Source organism: Shewanella sp. SNU WT4 (assembly GCF_006494715.1).
Taxonomy (GTDB): domain Bacteria; phylum Pseudomonadota; class Gammaproteobacteria; order Enterobacterales; family Shewanellaceae; genus Shewanella.
In genome coordinates, this window is record NZ_CP041151.1 from 3,007,084 (window position 1) to 3,024,911 (window position 17,828).

The following is a 17,828-nucleotide window of genomic DNA, read 5'->3' on the forward strand; positions in this document are numbered from 1 at the left end:
AAATTAATGACCTTATATGACACAAGTTGACGTATTGAGTGTTTCTCGACAGCGAATATCATGATAACGTGAAATAAAGCCGTAGATTAAGAATCCATTATGAATTTCCTTGCTCATCTCCATCTGGCTGATTTCAGTAAAACGTCATTGGCAGCCAATTTAGCGGGCGACTTTGCTAAAGGCAACATAGCCGACCACCCTCAACATCTGCAACAAGGCATTTGGTTGCATCGCCAACTAGATACCATTACCGATGAACATGAAATCATTCATGAATTACTGGCGCAGTTTCCCAAAAGTCATCGTCGTATTGCGCCGATTTTAATCGATTTAAGTTTTGATTACTTTTTGGCTTACTACTGGGATGAGTATCATGCACTGCCGCTTAAACAGTTTTGTGACTATGCCTATCAAGAATTAGCAAACACCCCAGAACTGCCACCGGCCATGCAGGACATTTTAGTGCCAATGCAAAGCCAAGATTGGCTGGGCGCTTATCAGCATAGAGAAGGGTTAAATGCCGCTATTGCTGGCGTTGCCCGCCGATTTTCACAGCCACAACTGTTTGTGGGCGCAGAAGCCTTAGTGGAAAAAATGGATGTCCCGTTAGAAATTGCCTTCCGAACCTTGTATCCGCAATTAATGGCCTACAGTAAAATTTTAAGTCGTAAGACACCTACCGAATACTTGGATACCCGCCTTGATTAAGAAAAATGTTAACCCGTGGCGGCGCCGTGTCATTGAGTTAGGTCTGTTAGCTATCGCTATGTTTTTAATCAGCACTTATATGCAACGCCATATGATTTCAGGCGCAGCGCCTGAGTTATCGGGGCAAACTAGCTTACATGCGCCATTTATCTTGCAGAGCGACCCTGAACCGACCTTAATCTATTTTTGGGGAACTTGGTGCCCTGCGTGTCGTATGACATCTCCAGCGGTCAATGACTTAAGCAAAGATAATGCCGTCGTGAGTGTGGCTGTAAGCTCTGGCTCTAACGATGACATCAATCAATTCATGTTAAGCCATGACTATCAATTCGCTGTGATTAATGATGATGGTGAGCTATCTAAGCGCTGGGGCGCCCATGCATTACCGGCGATTTATATCGTGAAACAAGGTGAAGTGCAGTGGGTGACGTCAGGCGTTACCAGTGGCTGGGGACTAAAAGTGCGAATGTGGCTTAGCCAGTGGTTATAAGTCCTTAAGTAAAGGGTTGGATTTAGCTTGCTAGCATTAACTTAGTGTCTTCTTGAGTGCTTTAGTGGCTTATTAGCCAAGTTGTCATAGTCATACCCCCCCAAGGCTAAGATGCTTTAGCCTTGGGACAATGCTATTATGCCGTTAGCATAATTACGATCAGCCTTTATACCCATGCAAATTTTTGAATACTGCCCGCCTGCACTTCCTTGGCTAGATTTACGCTATATCGATGACGATATTATTGTTATCAATAAACCCTCTGGACTCTTATCCAACCCAGGACGCGCGGCTCACACTTATGATTGCGCTATTACTCGCCTGCAACGCCTATATCCTGAAGCGATTTTATTGCATCGCCTCGATTGCGACACCTCAGGTTTAATGGTGTTTGCCCGCAATAAAGCCACTGAGTCGCATATTAAAACGCAATTTCAAGACCGCAAAACGCAAAAGATATATGTCGCTGAAGTGATGGGAAAACTCAAAGATGCGAAGGGTTGTATTGATTTAGCCATGCGCGCCGATAAAGATAATCCCCCGTGGCAACTGATAGCCACCGATGGCAAGGCCGCCATCACCGACTGGCAAGTATTGGAGTATCGAGCGCATTCAAGCTTAGTGCAATTAATGCCGCATACCGGCAGAACTCATCAATTACGCCTACATATGCAAGCGCTTGGACATCCTATTTTAGGGGATGTGTTTTATGGTGACAGTGACTGCCAAAACGCTAGTCCAAGATTACGCTTACACGCGTGGAAGTTAGGATTTACTCATCCTCGCACTAAAGAGTGGCTGATGTTTTCCAGCCCGCAACCGTTTTAAATCTCAGGCTTGCGCCCATTAAAAAAGGCTAATCAGCAGTGTTGATTAGCCTTTTTTATAATGAGTGCTTTTATAATAAGTGCTTGATGACTTTAGGCGCGTTTTTTACTCATTGGCACTAATACCAAGCAGCCCTGCGCATCACACAGCTTTAAGTCGCCATAATCAGTCAGTAAGAAATACTCACCGAAAAAATTCGCTTCCACATCTTCTAGGCGCATATCGAAATTGATTTTAGTGGCTTTCATCTTGTCTAGACTATGACAGCCATCATCAGACCAAGTTTCAAGAAACCACTCTTCATCATTACGATACAGGCTGATTTTATCGCCAGCATCAGGACGCGGGTCAAACCATTGACCAACCAGTTGTCTTTGTTCCATCCATTGCCCCTGTATTTTCATCGCGGCTCGTTTTTGGATGGCAGGGCTATCATCTAATTGCCATTTGGCCCCCATAGAGGTTAACCACTGCCAAGGTGATGTTTTTAGCATAGATGACATAAACTCGCGATTCCTAATACTGAACGGGTAATTCGCGAAGTGTATCGATTTTAACCATAAAAAACTTGATGGACATCATGCTTTGACTAGTTTGCCATCGATTTGTGCAGTTTCTCCCATCTAGCGGTGAAGTATTGTCATTATCCAGAAAAATAACCGCGGCTGACTTCTCCCCTCCTCAAGGAGGTAGAGGATGTCAAAATAAATATTCCATTTTTAGCCACGCATTACGGCCAGGCTCATTAACTCTTGCCATCGGTAAACCTACATCATTAATCGCACCAGATTTACTGATATGCTCCGCATATTCACGATCAAACAAGTTTTCAACTCCAAAGCTAAAACGAACATGCTCACCACTGTGCCAAGCGGCATTCAATGCCAGAGTACCAAACCCAGCACTTTCAGCCAAATCTATCCCTGAAATATTTCCCTGACCAAGAGCAACACGTTTCTGATTATCCACCAATCGCCACAACAAGCCGAAGTGCCAATTTCCTACATTGTAATCCATCGTCAGACGCCCCTCTAAAGGCGAGACTTGAGCCAGCGCCATGTTATCGGTGTCATTTTTACCATGAGCATAAACAAGACTAATTTGGGAATCTAAATTCTCTGTTAGTTGCCAGGCTAAGCCTAATTCTCCGCCCCAAATCATTGCATCAATGTTGCGTGCGGTTTGGCTCTTATCGCCACTAGGAGTCTTAAATGCCTGAATCAAAATATAGTCTTTGATTTCACCGTAATAAAAGGCACTCGATAGAGTTACTACATCGTTATCATAGATCCATCCAAAATCTAACTGAGTGGTATTTTCTGGCGAAATATCAAAAGTCTTTGCTGTTGGTTGACTCAGTTTAGCTTTGGTTAATTCCCAATAATCAGGCATACGTTCAGCATGGCCTACGCCCATATAATATTGATGATAATCAAAAGCATACTCTATCCTGATAAAACCGCTGTAAAGGTCATCTTTTCGCTTCTGCTGTTGCGGCAAAAATAAGTCTGTCTGCCAGCGGTCATAACGCACCCCGGACACTAACCTTCCCTCATCCAAGAGGTATTCAAGTTCAGCAAATGATCCAAACTGCTGATAACTCAAATCATCACTTAACTTGCCCGCCATTAAGTCGTCAAGACTACTATCCAAGTTAGGCGCAACTTTAAAGATTTGATGAGTTGAATCCTGCATATCCATCCCAGTTGTCAGAGTGACATCGCCGATAGCAAACTCGCCCCACAAATGGCCACCATAAGTCGAACGGTTAACGTGAGCCCCTGAGTTATTGGGTAAATTTTTATCAAAATCATCCATCACATGATCATTGTCATTACTATAAGCTTGAAACTCTATCGACTGCAGGTAATCACCGTTAAACTCATGCTCCACCAACAAGGTGTAATTTTCATTTTCAATTTCGCGGGCTTTATAGGCACGATCTGCATACTCAGCATCACCGTCTGACTTGCCGTAGCTTACTTCAATCACAGTGTCATCTGTCGGCGTCCAACCTAAGGCCAAATCCATATTACGTCGGTCATAACTTGATTGCACAGGGTTACCGTTACCATCTTTATAATGAGAGCTAGACGATTGATTGGCATCTAAATCCATATAATAGCTTTCATCACCCGCGCGCAGGTCAACTATATAATCAAGCCGCTCAAAACTCCCCGCTGTCACACTGGCTCGCCCTGTAGGAACAGCTTCGACATACGTACGCCTATCTTTATTGAATAATACGGTTCCTGCGGAACCTACCGGGCCATGACGAACAGATTGCGGCCCTTTAATCACTTCAATACTGTCATAAGATTCGGGATAAATATAAGCGGTAGGGGGATCCATCCGTCCGCCACAAGCACCATAGGTTCTGTCTCTTCTACACAAATTATTAGCAAAAAATGGAACTTTCTTGACTGGCGATGATCAGATCATGCAAATTCACTCACTTCATCATTTTTAATGTCAATTTTTAACCCGAACAAATGGGCATATGATCACTTTCATCATGCTGAGCTAGGTGATAAACGACGAGCGGCAAGGTTAACCGTCGTCGCTGAACACATGGCGGTTGGCAGCGGTAAATCGGTTGCCAGATCTTGTAATGGTGAAGATGCCAAACTCGAAGGAGCCTATCGATTGATCCGCAATGATAATGTTAGCCCATCTATGATCAGAGCCGCCGGTTTTGCTCGCACCGCCCAAGCGATTGAAAATATAAATGAAATACTTGCTCTCGAAGACACGACAGCCCTGAGTTATAAGCACAGTGTGGCGTCTGAATTAGGGAAATTAGGCAAACCTACCGATAAGTCTCGTGGTTGGTGGGTTCATTCTGTCTTGCTACTGGATAGCCATACTTCTCGGACCTTGGGCTTGATCCACCAAGATTGGTGGTGTCGACCTGATAATCCCAACGAGGCCGATGAAAAAGAGAGCGGTAAATGGGCCGATGCATCCTATTTTACGCGGCAACGCTTGCAGGCTCACATGTCGCGAGTGATCTCAGTGTGTGATAGAGAAGCGGATATCATGCATTATTTATCGGATAAACAATCACATAGTGAACGGTTTGTGGTGCGGGCAAAACATGCAAGAAACCTAGTAGAATACGAGGCTAAGCTGTTTGAGCACATGGATAGTCATCCCGTTACCGGCGGATACACCATCGCCATCCCACAAAAAGGCATAAAGGAAGCCAGTGGGAAAAGCAAGAATCGTCCCTCGCGAACAGCCAAACTCACCCTCAAAGCCAGTGCGGTTAACATCAAACATAATCGTCAGCAGCATGCGATTAATGTGGTGTACGCACAAGAGCTCAATCCTCCCCAAGGTGAAGATGGACTATCTTGGATGCTACTGACCAGTGAGCCGATTGACACGTTGGCGCAGCAACTTCATGTGATTGATATTTATACCACTAGATGGCGCATTGAGGACTTTCATAAGGCGTGGAAAACCGGCGCGGGGGTTGAAAGGTTACGCATGACATCGCCAGACAACCTTGAGCGAGCGGCCTCGATACTTTGCTTTATTGGTGTGCGGCTACTGCAACTTCGGGAAGTGATGAGCCTGCCAATTTATCTGAGAAAAAGAGGGCAAATCGAAGCAGCGCAAAGCATGGAAAATCAAAGCTGCAGCAATGTCTTAGAGAATGATGAATGGCGAGTACTGATGCAGCTCTACAAGCCAAGGGGACATAAAGGCAAAGAAGCCCCAAATATGAAGTGGGCTTATCAATCCTTGGCCAAACTAGGAGGCTTTAATGATAGCAAGCGCACGGGAATGGCCAGCTGGTCCACGATTTGGGAGGGATGGGATGATCTTCAGGCTCAGGTAAAGGGGTATCGCTTAGCCAAAGCCCTATTTGAAGCCGGAGAAACGCTATGAGATCTGATCAAGAGACAGCCATAGGTTTGTTGACCGTCATCAACAATATTAATTCGCGAACCGCCAAGCCCTCGCAATGAAGGATCACCACCGCCTCCTCCTTTACGATTAATATTAAATCCTGGAATAGTCTTTAAAAAGCCGGCACCATCATAAGAAGGCAGTGGTAACCGCGGTTTTTTAGGATCAGTTGTCACGGTTAACGGATGGCGCATTAATTCACCTTTGACAACAATACGCTCATCACAGCCACCAAGTTTATTGCAGCCTATCTCTTCAGCAAACGAGGTCGTAGATATTCCAGCCAACACACCGGCAACAATATTGCTCAACATTTGCTTATTCATTTTTATCCTTAATGTAGAGACAATATTTCTCATAATTCTTTACCTAGACGCGGTTGTATTAATATTCCCGCATTCTATAGAGGGTGTTAATAAATGAGAAATTGAATATAATTAAGTGCGACAATAAGCATATTTCGACGATATCAAGATATTTAATTCTGAATTTATATAATAACGGCGTAAATCGAGAGTAGCATCGGTGTTGTTGTCAAAATCAAAGACGAAAGGTTCATTTATTTAGGCAACAACGCAGTTATTATTTAGTAAGGTATTTTAAGAAAAATTCTCAAAGCACCTAATCGACTAAACCAATTAATTGTTTGTAAAAAAGGCTTGATGAATTTCATCAAGCCTTTTTCGGAAAATATCAATCTAGACTACTTAGAAGAAATACCTAAATCAATCCATACGCTAGCTTTGCTAGGCTCTTCGCCTTTAGTCCACCACTTAGCCTGATACTTACGGCCTTTATGAGTGGTAATATCGTTGCCGTTATAAGCTACGCCTGCGTCCCAATCAAGCTGAACATTACTTACTAATAACCACTGTTCAGTAGTGCGTGAAGGCGCGTTACCTTGAGTCCAATACTTAGCTTTCCACAGCAAATCGTTATGGCTTACTGTTTCGCCACCATGATAAACAGTTGATGCGTTCCATTGCGGGTAATCACCAGCATCAGGATCAGTTGTGCCACCATCATCAACCACCGTCACAGTCACCGCTGTCGCAGCTTCTGCGCTTAGAGTTTCATCAGAAACTTTAACTGATACTGAAAATAACTTTTCTTTTTCAATAACTGGCGCAGTAATAGTAAGGGCGTCAGTGCCTTGACCTATCACTTTAAAACTAGTAGGGACTGTCCAATTATAAGTTAACTTGTCACCATCAGGATCGATAGCTTTAGCTTGTAAAGTAACCGTCTTACCACTTTCAACGCTAACGGTTTCAACCATAGTAACCTGTGGTGCTTGGTTAACGGCTGGCGCCTTGTTCGTGATAGTCATGGTATCAACAGCAGTTAAACCTTCAATGTCCTTAACAGTAAGGCTAAAGGTGTAAACTGTATCAAATTCAACCTCTGGAACTTCAACTATTAACACTGCCGAATCAGAGTTATTAACATCAAGAGTTATGCCGTTAATTTGCTTCCATTGATAGGTTAACTCGTCACCTTCTGGATCACGAGATTTTGAACCATCAATTTCAACAGTGACTTCGCCCTTAACCGTTAGATCTTCACCGGCATTAGCAATAGGCGCTTTGTTTGCCGGTGGGGCGATACCTTCACCGTGGCCTAAGCCTTCATGCATAGCATTAAGTAAGTCGCCGTTGTCTCCGTCAATTTCCCATGAGAAAATTCCGCCTAAGTCGTGCTTAAGAACATATTGACCTTTAGCAATAACTGACTGAGGATTATCATAAGTAATCAAGTCACCTGTTGATTTTTTAAATAGGTAAGGTGCTTCTGCTACTTCGTCATAGCCTTTTTCCCACTCTGAATCCATATGGTTATTAACGATATCACGATAATCTAATACACCATCTTCCCAAGTCCCCTTGATCTTACCTGTTGCAGTACCAGTAAAAGGGTTGCCATCTTTATAGTCATGTACTCCAGTCCAGCCACGACCATATTTGGCAACACCTAGCACTAACTTTTCAGAGTCAACGCCTTGGTTAAGTAATATTTGAGTGCCTTTATCAGCAGTGTATTTCGTGGTTTCCCAGTGACCATCATATAAAGCGGTTTGATGTCCTAAGTTAGTATTTTGCCAAGCACCGTTAAAGTCATAGCCCATCATAAAGATGTAATCCATGTACTGTTGAGCTTCGCCATAATCAACCACGGCAAGCTTATCGTAACCCACGTTAATAGCAGAAGTCAGTTGATACTTACGACCAGTTTCCTTAGATAACTGATCAAGCATTGCACGCAATTCTTTCATCAAAATAACGTAGGTTGCACCATCTTCAGGCTTACCTAAATGTATGTTTTCACCACCACCACCGGGAAATTCCCAGTCGATATCTAAACCATCGAAGAATTTCCAAGTTTTCAAAAACTCTTTAGCAGAATTAACGAAAACATCACGCTTTGTTTTGTCATCAAATTGGAAGAATGGATCTGATAATGTCCATCCACCGATAGAGGGCAGGATAACTAAGTCTGGTTGCGCTTGCTTAAGCGCCATTAACTGACCAAAGTTACCTTTATAAGGGTCGTTATAGTTCATAACTCCCCCCTGTGTCAGGATTGTTGTCACCCTTAAATAATCATTATTTTTAAAGACAGGGTGCGGCAAAAGAGAACGATATGGCTCGGTATTCACCAGAACGTAAAGAGGCGATCCTTAAAAAATTATTACCGCCTCACAATTTAACGGTCGCAGAGGTTGCTCGGGAAGAAGGCATTGCGGTGCAAACCTTGTATCATTGGCGAGATATTGTCAGAAAAGAAGGTCGCCCCGTGCCAGGTAAAACATTAACAACTGATGACTGGTCAGCTGAAGCTAAGTTTGCGGTACTCATTGAAACAGCCCCGCTATCGGAAGCCGAGTTAAGTCAGTATTGCCGTGAAAAAGGCTTGTTCCGCGAACAAGTACAGCAGTGGAAACAGGATTGTTTAGCTGGTTTTCAAACCTCAGAAGTACAAACCAAAACCATTAAACAGCAGGCCAAGGCTGACAGAGCCGAAATCAAATCATTGCAACGAGAATTGCGCTACAAGGAGAAAGCGCTGGCTGAAGCTGCTGCGTTACTGGTGCTCAGAAAAAAGCTCAATGCGCTCTGGGGGGACGACAGCGAGGAGAGCTAACTCCCTTGCCTGAGCGCATAGAATTGATTGCCTTAATTCAAGAGGCGTATACCAATGGTGCTCGCCTTTACAAGGCTTGTGCTGAAACTGGACTCAGTAAACGCACTTATCGACGTTGGTATCGAGCAGGCCAAGTGCAAGCCGATTTAAGACCAATAGCGGCTCGACCAGAACCGACAAATAAACTCGAAGCACATGAGCGACAACAGATATTAAGTGTGTGTAATCAAGAGGAATATGCCAGCTTACCACCGTCGCAAATTGTGCCGACATTATTAGATAGCGGAATTTATATCGCCTCAGAATCAAGCTTTTACAGAGTGTTAAATGCTCATGGTCAACTTAACCATCGTGGTCGCACTCAGGCTGCTGTTAATCGAAGTAAACCGTTAAGTTATCGGGCTGATGGGCCCAATCAAGTGTGGTCGTGGGACATCACTTATTTGGCTTCAACCGTCAAAGGCCAGTTTTATTATCTGTACATGTTTGAAGATATTTACAGTAGAAAAATAGTGGGTTACGAAGTTCACGAACAAGAATGCGGTGAGTACGCCGCCGCGCTAATCCAACGCTGCATGTTACGCGAGCAATGTTTTAATACGCCATTAGTGCTGCACTCTGATAATGGGGCGCCGATGAAGTCACTGGCCATGAAAGCCAAGCTAGAAGAACTCGGTATTACGGCATCATTAAGTCGGCCGCGGGTGAGTAACGACAACCCCTTTTCAGAGTCGTTATTTAAAACCTTAAAATACCGACCACAGTGGCCAAAATCGGGTTTTAGCAGTTTAGCTGGCGCAAGAGAATGGGTTGAGAAGTTTGTGAAGTGGTACAACGATGAGCATAAACACAGCCAGCTCAATTTTGTCTCACCAGGACAACGTCATGCTCAGCTAGATAACGCGATTTTAGCCAAGCGTAAGGAAGTGCTTGAAGCGGCAAAGGCAAGAAGACCGACTCGCTGGTCTAAAGACGTGAGAAATTGTGAGGCGGTTGGAGCCGTGACCCTAAACCCAGATAAAGCACCAATAGAAGGCGTAATAAATGCAGCTTAATATTTAAGCAAAGAGTGACAACTATCTTGAAAAACACCGACTCCCTCTTGTGGCTTTTGAATAGCAGCCCAAGGATCATGAATGGCTAGCTCAAAATTAGCGCGACCTTCACATGCTTTTTGCAAGGCTTGAAAGCTACCTTCAATACTTTTAAGGCTGTCATTAATGCCATCACCACCACACATAGGGGTAAAGCCATATAACAGGTGGGTTAGGTTTTTAGAAGGCATCTTATCAACTGGGAATTGGCGACCGTACACCCCCCACTCAACAAAATACGACCCAACAACCTTGTCAGTTTTATTAACGTATGGGCGGTTATTTTCAAGCATCTTAGTTTCAAGAGGCGCTAAATGGCTACCGTCAGTATCAGCAACGATAATTTCTTTAGTTTGGCTATAAGAGCAACCTTCATCATTACACAAGGCCACACGCATTTGATAGCGACCACCTTTTTTTACATCAAATGTAGCCTCACCTGCTGCGACAGAAATTCCTTTCCAAACTTCCTCACCGTCTAAGTACACCTTAGCAGTGTCACCGAGTTCACCATTCCATAAGTTCCAATTAACGGTAACTTTAGCAGCATCTTTAACCGTAACAAGTTTGTTGTAGGCGCTGGTTGATTGGTCGATATCGATGATTGCAAATTTTGTTTCACCCCAACCTAAAGTTGGCGTACCAGGCAGAGCCGCAAATGTATTTGCTGATAGCATAGAAGCAACAAAAATCGCTGCGGTGGATAGTTTAGTTTTCAAAGAATATTCCTTATTAGACAATGCAAATAAGGCAAACAAAGTGCGTAAGCAAGCAAATTAAATTGCTATGATTTTGGCGTCCCCGCTATCTTAGGTTTCCCCTTAGACCGGAAGCTTTGCGTCCCAGCCTTTCGACTGGTTTGCCTTTTTCTATAAAATCAGACATTAACGTAAGATTTGTAGCTATAGTAACATACTGTAACAGTAATATGAGAGCTTGATTTTTTTGGGAAAACAATAAATCGTGACCTACACCACAATAATAAATGACTCTCGATTTCCCAGCCCTACGTTACTAAAAATTAGGCTTTTTATCACATTGCCTGCCAATGAATCTGTTACAATTTATTTAGAGAAAATGCGTCATAATAAAGTACTGGTATTTTCATTGAATCACTTTTGGAATTGAGGAACTTTTATTGTAATTAGGCGAGATTGGTGTAACGGCTTATGAAGAACATCTCATAATTAGTTTACTGTGATTCCGATAAGTCATGGAGGCTCATTAGCCTAAAAGAAATAACAAAAGGGCTAGTCACTTAGTGACTAGCCCTTAATAAAAATAGCCGTTATGACAAACCAACCTGTATCACATCACTTAGCCTTGCTGGCGCTCTAGCGCTTCACAGGCTGCAGCGGTAAATACCACGTCAGTTGAGCTATTCAAGGCGGTTTCTGCCGCATCTTGAATAACACCTATGATAAAGCCTACAGCAACTACTTGCATGGCTACATCATTACTAATACCAAATAAGCTACAAGCTAATGGGATAAGTAGCAGCGAGCCACCCGCCACACCTGATGCGCCGCACGCCGATACTGCCGCGACCACACTTAATAACAGCGCAGTAAAGATATCAACTTGAATACCTAAGGTGTGCACTGCCGCTAAGGTCAGCACAGTAATAGTAATCGCCGCGCCGCCCATGTTAATGGTGGCACCTAATGGAATAGAGACTGAGTAAGTATCTTCATGCAGCTTAAGCTTGGAGCAAAGTGCCATGTTCACTGGAATGTTGGCCGCACTTGAGCGGGTAAAGAAGGCGGTGATACCACTTTCACGTAAGCACTGAAACACCAGTGGATAAGGGTTACGGCGAATTTTAGCAAATACGATTAATGGGTTAACTACTAATGCCATAATAGCCATCACGCCAAGTAACACAGCCAACAAATGGGCATAACCCGCTAACGCTGAAAAACCTGTTTGCGCGAAGGTGGCAGACACTAAACCAAAAATACCAAGTGGCGCTAAACGGATAATAAAACGCACCATCTGCGAAATACTGTGGCTCATATCGGCAAACACTTGTTTAGTCGACTGTGACGCTTGCGCTAAGGCAAAACCTAGACCCACACCCCAAGTAAGAATACCAATATAGTTACCAGTTAACAGTGCATTGACTGGGTTATCGACCAACTTGAACAGCAAGGTGTGCAGCACCTCACTTATGCCTTGTGGCGGCGTAGTGCCGGTTGCCGCGTTAATCAGTACTAAATCTGTTGGGAATAAAAAGCTCATTGCCACGGCAGTTAAGGCGGCGGTGAAGGTACCAAATAAATACAAGATCACAATTGGGCGCATGGCGGTTTTACTATTTTGCTTGTGGTTAGCAATCGATGCCGCCACCAAAATAAACACCAGCAAAGGAGCTATGGCTTTTAACGCGCCCACAAACAAGTCACCTAAAATAGAGGCGTGTGCCGCACCTTCTGGTGACCATGTGGCTAGCGCAACGCCGGCGATTATCCCCACTAAAATTTGCAATACCAAATTGCCATTGGCAATGCGGTAAAAAAATGAATCATTCTTATTCATGACTTAGGCCCAATCTTGTTATCGTTATGTTATTAATGTCGCGATGATAAACTGGCTTAAGCAGCAAAACGCTGCACTTTGTTTATGGCGAGTCTAGTTTTGTAACTAATGTCTTAGCCCTTGTCTAGCCTAGATCCCAATTAACTCACCATATTGCTGAAAATTAGCCGCTAGCGCCTGATTTCTGTGATATTTATCGCGGATCGCTGGTACCTAGTTAAAGATTGGTTAATGTAGCAGACCATTAACCACATAAAACCACAGTGCGCTTAGGCTAATACTTGAGACCAAGTGTTACAAAATTGTCAAAACGACGCTCACAAGAAAATATAAAGGGCACCCGATTAAGGTGCCCTTTAAGGAATACTCACAGTAAAGCTAGTTTAGATTTACATCACTGCGTTTTACATAATTGCGATTTACTGCAATTGATAAACCACATCAAAGGCAAATTGATCCCAACCATCGCGGCTAAATGCATTGGCATTGACATTGCGTACTTGGCTAATAGCGTGCACAGGCGCTGCGCCTTGCTCAATCAAGTATTGCGCCATCACTAAGCAAGTACAGTCTTGACCTGAGCCGCAGTGGATTAATACCACTAGACCATCGTCGCAAGCTTGCTTGATAAAGGCGATAACTGCTGGCAGGTGTGCCACAACATCTTCTAAATCTTGCGCGCTCGGGGTAATAGCATCCGGTAACGCAATGCACTCATAGCGAATGCCTGCGGCGCGAATACGCTCAGCGTCAGCGGCATCACCATCAATAACTGAAATAATTGCACCAATTCCGGCGTCTTTCAGTTCACCGATATTCCATGGGTTAAGGGTTGGGCCACTGCGTCCGGCAATCTGACCTTCCACTAACCAAAACATATGCAGCATAAACCACTCTGTTCAGTGAAGGAAAAACGCTACTATGCCAGCGCTTTGAAAAATCGGTTAGGATCCAGAGCGCATTTTTGGTTTCTTTTTGCGCTTTTGCGAGCTTGGAGCCACTTTTTCAGTAGGAAGCTCTGCTGCTTGCTGGTTATACAGCTCAAGACTCTTAGGGGTAAACCCCTTTAACTGCAAACGCTCAACGGCCAACTTATGCTTCTTTTCTATCACACCAAAATGCTGATATTCATCATGACAAATCAAGCTAATGGCAAGCCCCGCCTCCCCTGCTCGGCCAGTACGGCCAATACGGTGGATATAATCGGCTGGGCTTCGTGGCAATTCAAAGTTAATCACGGCCGGTAAATGCTGAATATCTAAACCGCGCGCTGCAATATCGGTGGCAATCAGTACAGGGATTTTGCCCGCCATAAAATCATCTAACGCTTGATGGCGTTTGCCTTGTGATTTATCGCCGTGGAACACTAAGCTGTCGATGCCAGCTTTTTGCAGCTTTTGCGCAAGGCGGTCACAACTTAATTTGGCATTCACAAACACTAGTACTGACGATAATTCTAAGCTCTTGAGTAAATGCGTCAGTAACGCTGACTTTTGCTCACGGTTAACTTCATACACCCGCTGCTCAATCTTGGGCTGAGATAACACAGATTCAATCTGGATATGCTTAGGCTGGTTTAACCAAGCATCTGCCAGGTGCTTAATGTCATCATCAAACGTCGCCGAAAACAGCTGTGTTTGACGCTGTTTAGGTAAGCTTGCTAACAACTGATTAAGCTCATCACTAAAGCCTAAATTTAATAAACGGTCGGCTTCATCTAACACTAAATGCTTAACTTGGCCGAGTTTTACCGCGTTGCATTCGATTAATTCCAATAAGCGACCAGGCGTAGCCACTAGAATATCGGCGCCATTGCGTAAACTTATCATCTGCGGGTTTATCGATACGCCGCCATGGGCCAAACGCACGCGCATGGCTGATTGCTGCTTATTGGCAAACTGAATACATTGAGTACTTAATTGGCGCGCGAGCTCGCGGGTTGGCGCTAAAATCAAGGCGCGGATATGATTGCCTTTTACGCCTGCGCTATGCTGTTGTAATTGTTGCAATAATGGCAGCACAAACGCTGCGGTTTTACCGCTCCCCGTCGCCGCTTGGGCAATCACATCTTGGCCAGACAAAATTAGCGGAATAACGCTGGTTTGGATGGGGGTAGGTTCAATAAATTCTGGGGCTAAATGCTTAGCAAACTCAGGCGCTATGCCTAATGATGTAAAACCGCTCAAGGGAAAATCCACAACAATAAAAGACCCGCTATCATACCTTGGATGGGCGATAGCGGCCAGTCATGTGCATGGCTAGCACTAAATTCAGCCAAGCTTGTCTGGCATAGCACCGTGAACTACTCGCAGCTAAAGCAGCGAGCTTCCAAGACAACAGCCTAAGCTGCTAACTTTTCTTTTTTGACGCTTCGTTGGACACTGCTAGTCGAGTTGTTGGCTCGGCTAGTCTTACGATTGCCTCCACGTCCACTATCTGACTTGGTTCTTAGAACCCCATCATCAGACAACACCGTTCCAGTGTCTAAAATTAGGTTAATTGCCCGTTTCTTAATGACCAGTGATGCGTTGTTATCTGCATTGTCAGTATTGCCACATTTGCCGCACACAAAGAGTTCTTGTGATTTACGGTTGTCGGGGTGAGTGTGGTCGCACTTAGCACACTCCTGACTGGTATACGGGGCGGGAATTTTGAATACAGCTTTACCCGCTTGGTAAGCTTTGTATTTGGTGTAGGTTTCTATCATGTGCCAGCCAACATTTAGGATGGACTTGTTTAGTCCGGCTTTTTGTTTGGCTTTATTTGGCAGATAGCGGCCTTGCTCGTTTTGCTTTGCCTTTGGCTTGTGCGTCATGCGTGAGGTACTTAGTGCATCGAAAACAATAACCTTTGCTTTGCTATCGACAAGCGAGCGGCTTGTCTTGTGCGCAAAATCATTGCGGATATTCGCTTTTTTAGCATGGTGAGTAGCAATACGATGCTTAGTTTTGTTGCGACGACTTGAGCCTTTTTGCTGACGTGCCAGTTTACGTTGCAGTCGTTTAATATAGCGTTCTGCTTTGGTCATGTTCTTTTTCTGATTATCGTAGAAATCGAACGTCATTGATCCAGCATGAACAGAAATTGCAATACCACGATCTACGCCGATCGTGTGTTCTTCCAGATACTCTTTTGTTGAGCCTTGCAGAAATGCTAGATGCTCAGAATTGCTAGATAGCTCCGACTCGTCTTTGCCATTCTCATAGCAGAAAGACACATAGTACTGAGGAATCCCCTGATAATTTACAAATAAATCATCAAATTAGGGTGGAAGCGCATCTTGTTGCATGATCAAATGGTTTCGTCAAAAACTACACTTGGACAACAAGATGCGCGAAGCCAATATCCTACAACATTCTTTACACCAATACTGCCCAGAACTTCACCTAAAACGATTAAACAGTTTGATGCTGGCCTCTAAGGCACTGATTGAATGTAAGACACTGACCTTGACTGAGTTAGGTCGAAATTTACCAACCACGGCTCGAACCAAGCACAACATCAAGCGCATTGATCGTTTGCTCGGCAACACGCATCTGCATCAAGAGCGGTTAGCGGTCTACCAATGGCATGCCAGCCTTATCTGTTCTGGTAACCCTATGCCGATTGTGCTCGTCGATTGGTCAGATATCCGAGAGCATAAACGCATCATGGCCCTGCGAGCCTCAATAGCCTTCAATGGCCGCTCTATTACCCTATATGAGAAATCCTATCCCCTATCAGAACAATGCTCTAAGGCCGCCCACAACGGTTTTTTAGCGGACTTAGCCAAGATTTTACCTTTGCATGTTACCCCTCTCATCGTGACTGACGCGGGGTTCAAAGTGCCTTGGTACAAAGAGGTTGAGGCACATGGTTGGTTTTGGCTAAGCCGTATTCGCGGTACAGTTCAATTTGCAGATATTGGTGCCGAAAATTGGCGTGCAGTGCGCAGTACACATGACTTGGCCAACGGTCAAGCGAAGAGCCTGGGTTGTAAGACCTTGACCAAAACTAACCCTATCAATTGCCATCTCTCGCTGTATCGTAGCAAACCTAAGGGCCGTACAAATCAGCGTTCAACCAGGACGAATTGCCACCATCCATCAGCAAAAACGTACTCAACAGCGGCGAGAGAACCTTGGGTGTTAGCCAGCAACTTACCACCAGGATCTCGGAGCCCAAAACAGCTGGTAAACCTGTACGCCAAACGTATGCAAATAGAGGAAACCTTTCGTGACCTCAAAAGCCCTGCATACGGCTTTGGCTTACGCCAAAGTCGTACCAACAGTCCAGAGCGATTCGACATCATCCTACTGATTGCGTTAATGGTTCAATGCCTGTTGTGGCTAGTTGGTTTACATGCACAGCAACAGGGCTGGGATAAGCATTTTCAGGCCAATACCATTGGGCATCGAACGGTACTCTCAACGATTCGCTTGGGATTGGAGGTACTCAGGCGGCCTGATTATCAAATCACGGAGAAAGAATTGCTGGCGGCGTGGGTATTATTCGCCAATCAGTTACTCAAATATGGCTATGCTATGGCCGATTTATGAGGGGATCCTTCAGCACATAGTATTGACCACGCTCTTTGCGCACATACAGCGAGTTCGGGATCTCGAACTTGTTATGCGCTTTAAAGGATAAGTAACCAATATTATTTGTTTTTGTGCCGATGAATAGACGCAGGTTTCCATCTTCGCAACGGTCGAAACGGAACACCTCGCGAGTTAAATGGATGCTGCCACGATCAGCCTTAGACTTGCGCTTAGGTCTCCCACACCCGCCTTTCATGAACTTCTGGTAAGTTTGATACCAGCTAACCGCACTGTTACGGATAATCTGGCTAGGGCATTTATACAGCCACGGCGTTAACTCTTTTGACTTGAATTGAGAAGCTTTCTGATCAATCGGCGCGTAAGTACCAATCGGGTAATACTTACGAGCAAACGTCCTGTAGTACCTTTCCTCATCAACTTTGGCATTCCATATACTACGCGCACAGCCCATCCACTGGCTTAATACCAGCTTTTGGTCTGATGTAGGGTTAGCGCGTAGCTTAATGCCAGTGAGCATTGCGTTTCCTTTGTTGCTTTCTGAACTCAGGCTATGACACTGCGCTTACAGTT

General features: G+C 44.5%; 14 protein-coding genes, 2 pseudogenes and 1 riboswitch. Of the genes and pseudogenes, 6 read left to right on the plus strand and 10 right to left on the minus strand.

All coding sequences use genetic code 11. The annotated features are described in order from the left end of the window. Nucleotides 1–99 precede the first annotated feature (99 nt). From FJQ87_RS13395 to FJQ87_RS13405, 3 genes are all read left to right on the plus strand, one after another. Nucleotides 100–708, plus strand: a complete 609-nt coding sequence (locus FJQ87_RS13395) for an ACP phosphodiesterase (RefSeq protein WP_140933067.1) — start codon at nucleotides 100–102, stop codon at nucleotides 706–708. Then, complete coding sequence (locus FJQ87_RS13400; RefSeq protein WP_240778723.1) at nucleotides 701–1,198, plus strand: protein disulfide oxidoreductase; 498 nt, start codon at nucleotides 701–703, stop codon at nucleotides 1,196–1,198. The genes FJQ87_RS13395 and FJQ87_RS13400 overlap by 8 nt, the downstream gene beginning before the upstream one ends. Nucleotides 1,199–1,372: 174 nt before the next feature. Beyond that, the gene (locus FJQ87_RS13405; protein ID WP_140933068.1) at nucleotides 1,373–2,026 is read left to right on the plus strand and encodes an RluA family pseudouridine synthase; all 654 of its coding nucleotides are present in this window, start codon (nucleotides 1,373–1,375) and stop codon (nucleotides 2,024–2,026) included. Between the two features lie 92 nt (nucleotides 2,027–2,118). Here the strand turns inward: FJQ87_RS13405 and FJQ87_RS13410 are convergent, their stop codons facing one another. Together FJQ87_RS13410 and FJQ87_RS13415 are read right to left on the minus strand one after the other, a co-directional pair. Beyond that, entirely contained in the window at nucleotides 2,119–2,529 is a 411-nt protein-coding gene (locus FJQ87_RS13410) for a hypothetical protein (RefSeq protein ID WP_140933069.1), read from the minus strand. A 196-nt stretch (nucleotides 2,530–2,725) separates the two neighbouring features. After that, entirely contained in the window at nucleotides 2,726–4,420 is a 1,695-nt protein-coding gene (locus FJQ87_RS13415; protein WP_276613143.1) for a TonB-dependent copper receptor, read from the minus strand. Nucleotides 4,421–4,495: 75 nt separating this feature from the next. Here FJQ87_RS13415 and FJQ87_RS13420 point away from each other — a divergent pair, with 75 nt between their 5' ends. Then, nucleotides 4,496–5,923 (plus strand): IS4 family transposase, encoded by a 1,428-nt coding sequence (locus FJQ87_RS13420; protein ID WP_140930426.1) that lies wholly within the window; start codon nucleotides 4,496–4,498, stop codon nucleotides 5,921–5,923. On the opposite strand, the gene FJQ87_RS13425 is transcribed toward FJQ87_RS13420, so the two are convergent. After that, nucleotides 5,866–6,303, minus strand: a complete 438-nt coding sequence (locus FJQ87_RS13425; RefSeq protein WP_240778725.1) for a TonB-dependent receptor plug domain-containing protein — start codon at nucleotides 6,301–6,303, stop codon at nucleotides 5,866–5,868. The two genes, FJQ87_RS13420 and FJQ87_RS13425, sit on opposite strands and share 58 nt — an antisense overlap. A 344-nt stretch (nucleotides 6,304–6,647) precedes the next feature. After that, nucleotides 6,648–8,510: pseudogene (locus FJQ87_RS13430) on the minus strand (glycosyl hydrolase family 18 protein); the annotation flags it as partial. A 74-nt stretch (nucleotides 8,511–8,584) separates the two neighbouring features. Between FJQ87_RS13430 and FJQ87_RS13435 the strand changes: the two are divergent. Next, nucleotides 8,585–10,140, plus strand: a protein-coding gene (locus FJQ87_RS13435; RefSeq protein WP_140933072.1) for an IS3 family transposase whose coding sequence is annotated in 2 segments (ribosomal slippage) — nucleotides 8,585–9,047 and nucleotides 9,047–10,140 — 1,557 coding nt in all. Because the reading frame shifts where the segments join, the coding sequence is not laid out codon by codon here. A gap of 2 nt (nucleotides 10,141–10,142) precedes the next feature. Here the strand turns inward: FJQ87_RS13435 and FJQ87_RS13440 are convergent. The 5 genes and pseudogenes from FJQ87_RS13440 to FJQ87_RS13460 form a co-directional block, all read right to left on the minus strand. Continuing rightward, nucleotides 10,143–10,856, minus strand: a pseudogene (locus FJQ87_RS13440) (chitinase N-terminal domain-containing protein); the annotation flags it as partial. A 114-nt stretch (nucleotides 10,857–10,970) separates the two neighbouring features. Next, a riboswitch (cyclic di-GMP riboswitch) is annotated at nucleotides 10,971–11,053 on the minus strand. 443 nt (nucleotides 11,054–11,496) lie between these two features. Beyond that, nucleotides 11,497–12,717, minus strand: coding sequence for a serine/threonine transporter SstT (gene sstT, locus FJQ87_RS13445; protein WP_140933073.1), 1,221 nt, complete (start codon nucleotides 12,715–12,717; stop codon nucleotides 11,497–11,499). Between the two features lie 419 nt (nucleotides 12,718–13,136). Then, on the minus strand, nucleotides 13,137–13,604 hold the full coding sequence (locus tag FJQ87_RS13450; RefSeq protein WP_140933074.1) for a dual specificity protein phosphatase family protein: 468 nt from the start codon (nucleotides 13,602–13,604) through the stop codon (nucleotides 13,137–13,139). A gap of 57 nt (nucleotides 13,605–13,661) precedes the next feature. Then, nucleotides 13,662–14,903 carry a DEAD/DEAH box helicase gene (locus tag FJQ87_RS13455; protein WP_140933075.1) on the minus strand — a complete coding sequence of 414 codons (1,242 nt, stop codon included), beginning with the start codon at nucleotides 14,901–14,903 and terminating at the stop codon, nucleotides 13,662–13,664. Between the two features lie 155 nt (nucleotides 14,904–15,058). After that, the gene (locus FJQ87_RS13460) at nucleotides 15,059–15,934 is read right to left on the minus strand and encodes a transposase (RefSeq protein ID WP_240778729.1); all 876 of its coding nucleotides are present in this window, start codon (nucleotides 15,932–15,934) and stop codon (nucleotides 15,059–15,061) included. A 112-nt stretch (nucleotides 15,935–16,046) separates the two neighbouring features. On the opposite strand from FJQ87_RS13460, the gene FJQ87_RS13465 reads away from it, so the two are divergent. Beyond that, nucleotides 16,047–17,255, plus strand: a complete 1,209-nt coding sequence (locus FJQ87_RS13465; protein ID WP_206194401.1) for an IS4-like element IS10A family transposase — start codon at nucleotides 16,047–16,049, stop codon at nucleotides 17,253–17,255. On the opposite strand, the gene FJQ87_RS13470 is transcribed toward FJQ87_RS13465, so the two are convergent. Next, complete coding sequence (locus FJQ87_RS13470) at nucleotides 17,239–17,775, minus strand: helix-turn-helix domain-containing protein (protein WP_240778730.1); 537 nt, start codon at nucleotides 17,773–17,775, stop codon at nucleotides 17,239–17,241. The genes FJQ87_RS13465 and FJQ87_RS13470 overlap by 17 nt on opposite strands. Nucleotides 17,776–17,828: the final 53 nt, after the last annotated feature.

What these genes read in the sequence shown, in the direction of transcription:
- FJQ87_RS13405 (WP_140933068.1), top strand. Translation starts at nt 1,373, where the DNA reads ATGCAAATTTTTGAATACTGCCCGCCTGCACTTCCTTGGCTAGATTTA.
- FJQ87_RS13395 (WP_140933067.1), top strand. Translation starts at nt 100, where the DNA reads ATGAATTTCCTTGCTCATCTCCATCTGGCTGATTTCAGTAAAACGTCA.
- sstT (WP_140933073.1), bottom strand. Translation starts at nt 12,717, where the DNA reads ATGAATAAGAATGATTCATTTTTTTACCGCATTGCCAATGGCAATTTG.
- FJQ87_RS13450 (WP_140933074.1), bottom strand. Translation starts at nt 13,604, where the DNA reads ATGCTGCATATGTTTTGGTTAGTGGAAGGTCAGATTGCCGGACGCAGT.
- FJQ87_RS13410 (WP_140933069.1), bottom strand. Translation starts at nt 2,529, where the DNA reads ATGTCATCTATGCTAAAAACATCACCTTGGCAGTGGTTAACCTCTATG.
- FJQ87_RS13420 (WP_140930426.1), top strand. Translation starts at nt 4,496, where the DNA reads ATGTCAATTTTTAACCCGAACAAATGGGCATATGATCACTTTCATCAT.
- FJQ87_RS13465 (WP_206194401.1), top strand. Translation starts at nt 16,047, where the DNA reads ATGCGCGAAGCCAATATCCTACAACATTCTTTACACCAATACTGCCCA.
- FJQ87_RS13425 (WP_240778725.1), bottom strand. Translation starts at nt 6,303, where the DNA reads ATGAGAAATATTGTCTCTACATTAAGGATAAAAATGAATAAGCAAATG.
- FJQ87_RS13470 (WP_240778730.1), bottom strand. Translation starts at nt 17,775, where the DNA reads ATGCTCACTGGCATTAAGCTACGCGCTAACCCTACATCAGACCAAAAG.